The organism is Verrucomicrobia bacterium CG1_02_43_26 (assembly GCA_001872735.1).
Taxonomy (GTDB): domain Bacteria; phylum Verrucomicrobiota; class Verrucomicrobiia; order Opitutales; family CG1-02-43-26; genus CG1-02-43-26.
Genome location: MNWT01000017.1, coordinates 46560 through 53324 on the forward strand (window position 1 = coordinate 46560; position 6765 = coordinate 53324).

Here is a 6765-nt window from a genome sequence, read left to right on the forward strand (position 1 = left end):
GGAGTTTAAAAACGATTCTGGATTTTAAAGTAATTTGTGTCGGGAAGTCCCTTTGTCTTCAGCAACATTAAAACGGGAAATTTCTTTCCTTAGGCTATCAATCGATTCACGTAAAGCTTCCGTAGCGGTTTGAAATTTATGGGCCGAATGAGCAGTTCGGTCTGCGGCTTCCGTAAGATTGACCATCGCGTCATTGATCTGTTGAGCGCCCTGAGACTGTGATTGCATGCCTTCTTTAATCGCTTCATATCGAGGTGTCAATTTCTGCACTTGTTGTATAATCTTCTCAAGGTGTTCACTAATTTGGGCCACCTCGCTCACACCGCTTCTCACTTCTTCCGTAAACTTATCCATCTCCATAACACCTGCCGTAACCGAAGATTGCATCTCTTTTACCATTTGCTCGATATCAAGGGTGGCGAGTGCGGTTTGGTCCGCCAACCTACGTATTTCACGCGCGACAACCGCAAAGCCTAAACCATATTCGCCTGCTTTTTCCGCTTCTATAGACGCGTTTAAGGAAAGTAAATTCGTCTGGTCTGCTACTTTCGCAATGGTGGTCACAACACTGTTAATGTTACCGGCTTTCTCTGTTATAATCGTTAATTTGGATGATATAGAGGTTGTAGCTTGGGTTAAATTTTGCATCGTAGACTCCATACCAGCTAACTCGCTTCTACCGGCATCTGCCATAGAAGTCGTACTATGGGCCGCTTCAGAAACATTGCTCATCGTCCTATACAAATCTTGTGAGGTAGAGGATATTTCTTTAACCGCAGCAGCAATCTCATTGGTAAAGGCTCCAAAATCTTTTGCGGTGGATTCTTGGGTTGATGAATTATCAGAAATTTCAGCCGCTGTGCTCATTAACTGAGTGCTAGTACGTTTTACCTGCCCAATTAAAGCATTGAGGCTATCGATCATCGCTTCCATTGCTTGAAACAAAAACGTTGTCTCATTAGCTCTATTCGCAGTTCTTAAACTTATCTTAATGGGCTCAAGGGTAGCCATATAATCTCCCGCGGCGGAAATATTTCCCTGAGAAACTAAGTGCGCTATCTTGGTCACACTCGTAATTGGCTTTGCGATCATATTGCCAATCAGGAATGCAAAAAAACCTACAATAAGAAAGCTGACAACCGCCACGATAACGATTTGTCGAATCAAGTTATGAAAAATTTCTCCTATCTCGGCAAAAACAGTGGTATAATCATCATCATACGAGGTCACTCCAATCACCCAATCCCATTCAGGAAAATAGGTGTAATATATTGTCTTTTCGGTCACATTATCACTATTGGGGTCTTTCCAGCTACCGTATAGAACACCTGGTTCATTAGCAGTCAGCTGCAAGGCTTTTTTCCGAATCTCGTCATAAATAGGTTTCGTGGTTTCGTTAATAATTTGGGAGTCATTAATCAGCCTGGATTTCAAAATAATATTATCTTTAAAATTAGCATCACTGCCATGCAGCACCCACACATAACCATTTACGCCAACATTTACGTTTTCAATAGCACGCCTTAGGCTATCAACTGCTTCTTGTTTAATACCTACATAAAGAGCACCTACAATATCCCCCCCAATACCTGTAATCGGCTCGTACGCGCTAATATACCATTCATTCACGACATATGCCGGCCCGCGGTATGTTTGGCCAGACATAATCGTTGAAATCACTTTATTCTGACTTCCATTTGGGTTGATCGCCGGTATATAGGTTCCGATCGCTCGCTCACGGTTTAGCTGCTGTACGTTCGTTGCTACGCGTAACATATCTCCTTCCGTATTCATGCGCTGAAAGATCGTAACCGTACCGCCAACAAGCCTTCTCACTTGGTCAACAACAGGTGTCTCTACTGTTGAATTAGTATTCTGCCCCAACCAGGTATCACCTACATTCATTCGGGGAAGCTCAATGGAGACGGACTTGCGAGTAAACTGGTTAATCGCGTTCCACTGCACCAGCTGATTTTGAGTAAAATTAACATCCCCTAGTTCTCTCAGCAAAAAGCGCGCAACATTCAAATTCTCGCTCACTTGCTGCTTTACTAAATCATTGGATGTTTCACACAGCCCGTACACTTCTTCCAGTGTTTCTTTGAGCTGCTGGGTTATAAGGGCGTCGATCTCTACATCAACTCGTTTCACAAGTGGGGACTCTTTGCTAGACACAAGGTACGTCACCACAAGCGCCGGAAGCAGGGCTGATATTAAGGCAAGGCCAATAACTTGGTATTTTAGGGGGAAATTCATGAATGGTAAGAATGTTTACTTTAAACTTAACTTTAAACTCGCTATTTCGCAAGCTGTTTTACAGCCAGTGAGCGTTCTTCCGTAAACTCGAAAGCATGTTTTTATTCATCTTCTTAACTGCAAAGAAGTTCCTTGTCTTGACTCTTCTCCCGATATTCACAAAATCTCTTATGCGCCATGGCAAAACAACATAAATCTCAAAGCAGTCCTCGCAAGAGGGTCCAAAAGGGGAAAAGGGCTCCTCAGCCTTTTTTGTTAAGAAAACTGGCTTACGTTGCGATTTTCGTTGTTATCCTTGTTTTCGGCACTGCTATTTGGTATGTGAATCAGGATAGACCGGCCCAGGAAAATGCAGAGGCATTCGCGCTCAACATATTGGAATACTTTCGCGATGGGGAAAACACCCCGGAGAATCTCCAATATTGCCTTGATATCCTCGCCGATAAAATCCCCCTCAGTAAGGGTGAGTTAATCGATATTAAAAAATCTCCCGTTAAGGACAAATTTGCGCTGGGGGGGCTTCCTCATGGCCATAAATTGAAAATTTTACGCAATACGGGTTACATCGTAGGTTATGATGAAAGCATGAAAAACCCTGCTTGGGCTGCCTATCGCATTGAATGGAAACAGAATTTCAAACGCGCTAGTAGACCTTCCAAATTCAAATTGGATTCCCGTACGGTTTCCCAAATCAAGCACGAAAATTACACTGGCTCGGGTTTTGACCGTGGCCACATGGCCCCTAATTATGGTATCGCGATGTCCGCTGGTATAAAGGCTCAAATTGAAACCTTTTTATTGTCAAATATTGTTCCCCAATCTCCGAATAATAACAGAAAAATTTGGAAACGGCTTGAAATGCGGGTCGCTAAGCGTTTATCCAGAAGATTTAAGGAAATTTGGGTCATCACCGGCCCCATTTATTATAATGAATCTCCCAAGCGTCTGCCGCCTGCCCAAATTGCTATACCGGATGCGTTTTACAAGATTTTGATCGATGAATATGAGCCCACTAAAATCAGGTCAATTGCCTTCATCATCCCACAAGATGTTACCGGTAACGAGCCGCTAAAGCCTTATTTAACTAGCATCAATCGGATCGAAGAATTAACGGGTCTCACGTTCTTCACTCGTCTGGCTCCTTCTGCCCAAAAGCAGCTCAAGGAAAGTACACCTGCGTTTGTTTGGTAAAGCCAATTGATCCTTGTTTTTCGTAAGTGACATTTTGTCGCGCATCCGTTACGTTTATTAAAGATTGTCACACTAAAAACAACTTATCCCCTTAGCTTTGTCAAAAAATAATCCCCTAAGGAACAAGGTGATACAAATATACTTAGGGGTTCCGTCAAATCTGGAATACTTTCTGCAACCGTGTAAACCCATATGAATATTGATTTAAGTAAATTTACAGAAATGGCTCGTGCGGCTGTCATGGAGGCTCAAAATGTCGCGCGTAAACACAATAACCAGCAAATCGATAACTGGCATTTGCTCTATACTTTGGTAGAACAGGATCATGGCATTGTCTCCAGTATTCTAGAGAAACTTAAAATCAGCCCGAATGCGGTTAGCCTGGCGCTGGAAAAGGAAATCAGTAAATTACCAGCCGTCACGGGCAGTGTGGATGCCTCTCGTATTTATATCACTCAGGGTCTCCAGGATACGTTCACCAAGGCACAGGAAATCGCTAAGCAAATGACGGATGATTTCGTCAGTGTAGAGCATTTGTTCTTAGGCGCTTTAACGGTCAAGAACCATCCCGAGTTAGATAAGTTTTTCAAAAACTTCGGTATCCTTGAACCAAATGTCATCGAGGCTTTAAAGGGCATCAGGGGCAGCCAACGAGTCACATCAGAAAATCCGGAATCTACTTATAACGTTTTAGAAAAGTATGGCATAGACTTGGTTCAACAGGTCAAAGCAGGCAAACTGGACCCTGTCATCGGGCGCGATGATGAGATCAGGCGTGTCATTCGCATCCTTTCTCGTAAAACAAAAAATAATCCGGTTTTAATCGGTGAACCGGGTGTCGGTAAAACCGCTATCGTAGAGGGTCTAGCGCATAGAATCGTCCGTGGCGATGTTCCCGAGGGGCTTAAGGATAGAACCATTTTCAGCCTGGACATGGGCTCTCTGCTCGCCGGTGCCAAATACCGAGGGGAATTCGAGGAGCGTCTCAAAGCTGTCTTACAGGAGATCAAGCGTAGCGAGGGAAAGATTCTCTTATTTATCGATGAGCTGCATACGATCGTCGGTGCTGGCAAATCAGAAGGTGCCATAGATGCCGGTAACATGCTTAAGCCGATGCTGGCTAGAGGAGAACTGCATTGTATCGGTGCCACAACATTAGATGAATATCGCAAATATATCGAAAAGGATGCCGCTCTCGAACGTCGTTTCCAAACCGTGCTTGTTGACCAGCCTAATGTAGAGGACACGATTTCTATCTTGCGGGGTCTCAAGGAGCGTTTCGAACTCCACCATGGCGTAGGTATCCAGGACAACGCGCTCGTCCAAGCTGCTATTCTTTCCCACAGATACATCACTGATCGTTTTCTCCCGGATAAGGCAATCGATCTCGTAGACGAGGCGTGCGCCATGATTCGTACAGAAATGGATAGCATGCCCGCTGAATTAGATAACCTAAGTCGCCGGGTCATGCAGTTGGAAATTGAGGAGGCTGCTTTAACCAAGGAAAAAGATCAAGCTTCCAAGGATCGTTTAGTGGCTCTGCGTAAAGAGCTCGCAGACTTGCGTGAGGAAACGGACAAAATGAAGCGCCAATGGGAAGGCGAAAAGTCCGCCATACAAAAGGTTCAGAAGGTTCGAGAGGACATCGAGAAAGCTCGCCAGGAAATGGAAATTGCCGAGCGCCAATACGATCTAAATAAAGCCGCCGAGCTCCGCCATGGCAAGCTCCCCCAACTAGAAGCTAAATTATCCGAACTGGAAAAAGCAGAAAGAAAGAGTACTTTACTTAAAGAAGAGGTCTCCCAAGTAGAAATTGCAGACATTGTTGCTAAATGGACAGGCATTCCCGTCACAAGGCTTGTAGAAGGGGAAAAGGAAAAACTCCTACGCCTCGAGGATGTCTTACATGAACGGGTCGTCGGCCAGGACGAAGCTGTCACTGCCGTCACAGAGGCTATTTTAAGAGCAAGATCCGGTATAAAGGATCCTCGTCGCCCTATCGGCTCTTTTATATTCTTGGGGCCAACAGGAGTGGGCAAAACAGAGCTCGCTAAAGCGCTTGCTGAGACATTGTTTGACACCGAAGACAACATCGTCCGTATCGACATGTCCGAATACATGGAAAAATTTTCCGTCTCTCGTCTCATAGGAGCCCCTCCAGGCTACGTGGGCTATGATGAGGGTGGTCAGCTCACAGAAGCAGTCCGCCGCAAACCTTACTCAGTCGTTCTCTTCGACGAAATTGAAAAGGCTCATCCGGATGTATTTAATATTCTCCTACAAATTATGGATGATGGTCGCATCACCGATTCCCAAGGGCGCACCGTTGACTTCAAAAACACCATCATCATCATGACTTCTAACGTGGGCAGTAACTACCTCATCGATGGGGTCACCGGAGACGTCATTCCGGAAACAGTCCGTGAATCCGTCTTGCAAGAATTACGTCGTCTCTTCCGCCCAGAATTCCTCAATCGTGTAGACGACACCATCCTCTTCAAACCACTCACGCTGAAGGAAATCAAGCAAATCGTAGAACTTCTTCTCAAAGACTTAAACAAGCGTCTCGAAGATAAAAAGATCACGGTCACGCTAAACGATAAAGCGGAAAACTGGGTCGCCGAAAAAGGCTATGACCCCGTCTATGGCGCCCGTCCCCTCAAGCGTTTCTTCCAAAAACAAATGGAAACCAAACTGGCTCGCGGCATCATCAGTGGAGACATTAAGGATAACTCGACCATCGAGTTCATAGAGAAAAATGATGAGCTAATGGTAAAAGCTTAAAGCTTCTCAATATTCTCTTTAAGACAACCCAGTATGTCATCAAATGCTGGGCTTGTCTCTATTTATATACAAAGTTTCACTTTTTATAAAAAACCCCATTTGTTGTTGATTTAAGAAAACTGTGATATATTAGGTACAAACAGCAATCAAAAGAAAGGATTAATGCTATGTTTAACTTTTTAAAAAACATTAGCAAGGATTTGCGTAGCCTTACTAGAAGCGAAGCGAGTGAAGAGCCAAAGATTACAGTTTCTAAAAAGACTGACAATACGCCTAACCAAAAATGGTAATGCTTACGACTCGAATGATTTAAGGGAAAGGTTATACTCGTAAATGAAGATCTTCAGGCAGATTTCGTGCATATGTTGAGTTTTTGAGAATGAAAGCGTTTTGCGAACAAATCGACCCAGACGTTGTCTAAGCGTATTATTCCAACGCTCAATGTGAGCTGTTTGACCACTTTCTTTACCCACGCTTTTGTGGGTTTGATTGCTGAACACTTCTCTATAGCTATTCCAGTAATCACTGAAGCTA

At 44.1% G+C, this 6765-nt stretch carries 3 protein-coding genes; 2 read left to right on the forward strand and 1 reads right to left on the reverse strand.

What is annotated here, in order from left to right; translation table 11 throughout:
• Positions 1–24 precede the first annotated feature (24 nt).
• Positions 25–2256 (reverse strand): hypothetical protein, encoded by a 2232-nt coding sequence (locus AUJ82_06735; protein OIO59242.1) that lies wholly within the window; start codon positions 2254–2256, stop codon positions 25–27.
• Positions 2257–2766: 510 nt separating this feature from the next.
• On the opposite strand from AUJ82_06735, the gene AUJ82_06740 reads away from it, so the two are divergent.
• The gene (locus AUJ82_06740) at positions 2767–3447 is read left to right on the forward strand and encodes a hypothetical protein (GenBank protein ID OIO59247.1); all 681 of its coding nucleotides are present in this window, start codon (positions 2767–2769) and stop codon (positions 3445–3447) included.
• Between the two features lie 198 nt (positions 3448–3645).
• The gene (locus AUJ82_06745; GenBank protein ID OIO59248.1) at positions 3646–6231 is read left to right on the forward strand and encodes an ATP-dependent chaperone ClpB; all 2586 of its coding nucleotides are present in this window, start codon (positions 3646–3648) and stop codon (positions 6229–6231) included.
• Positions 6232–6765: the final 534 nt, after the last annotated feature.

Excerpts from the sequence above, each read along its gene's own strand:
- AUJ82_06735 (OIO59242.1), bottom strand. The coding sequence starts at position 2,256 with ATGAATTTCCCCCTAAAATACCAAGTTATTGGCCTTGCCTTAATATCA.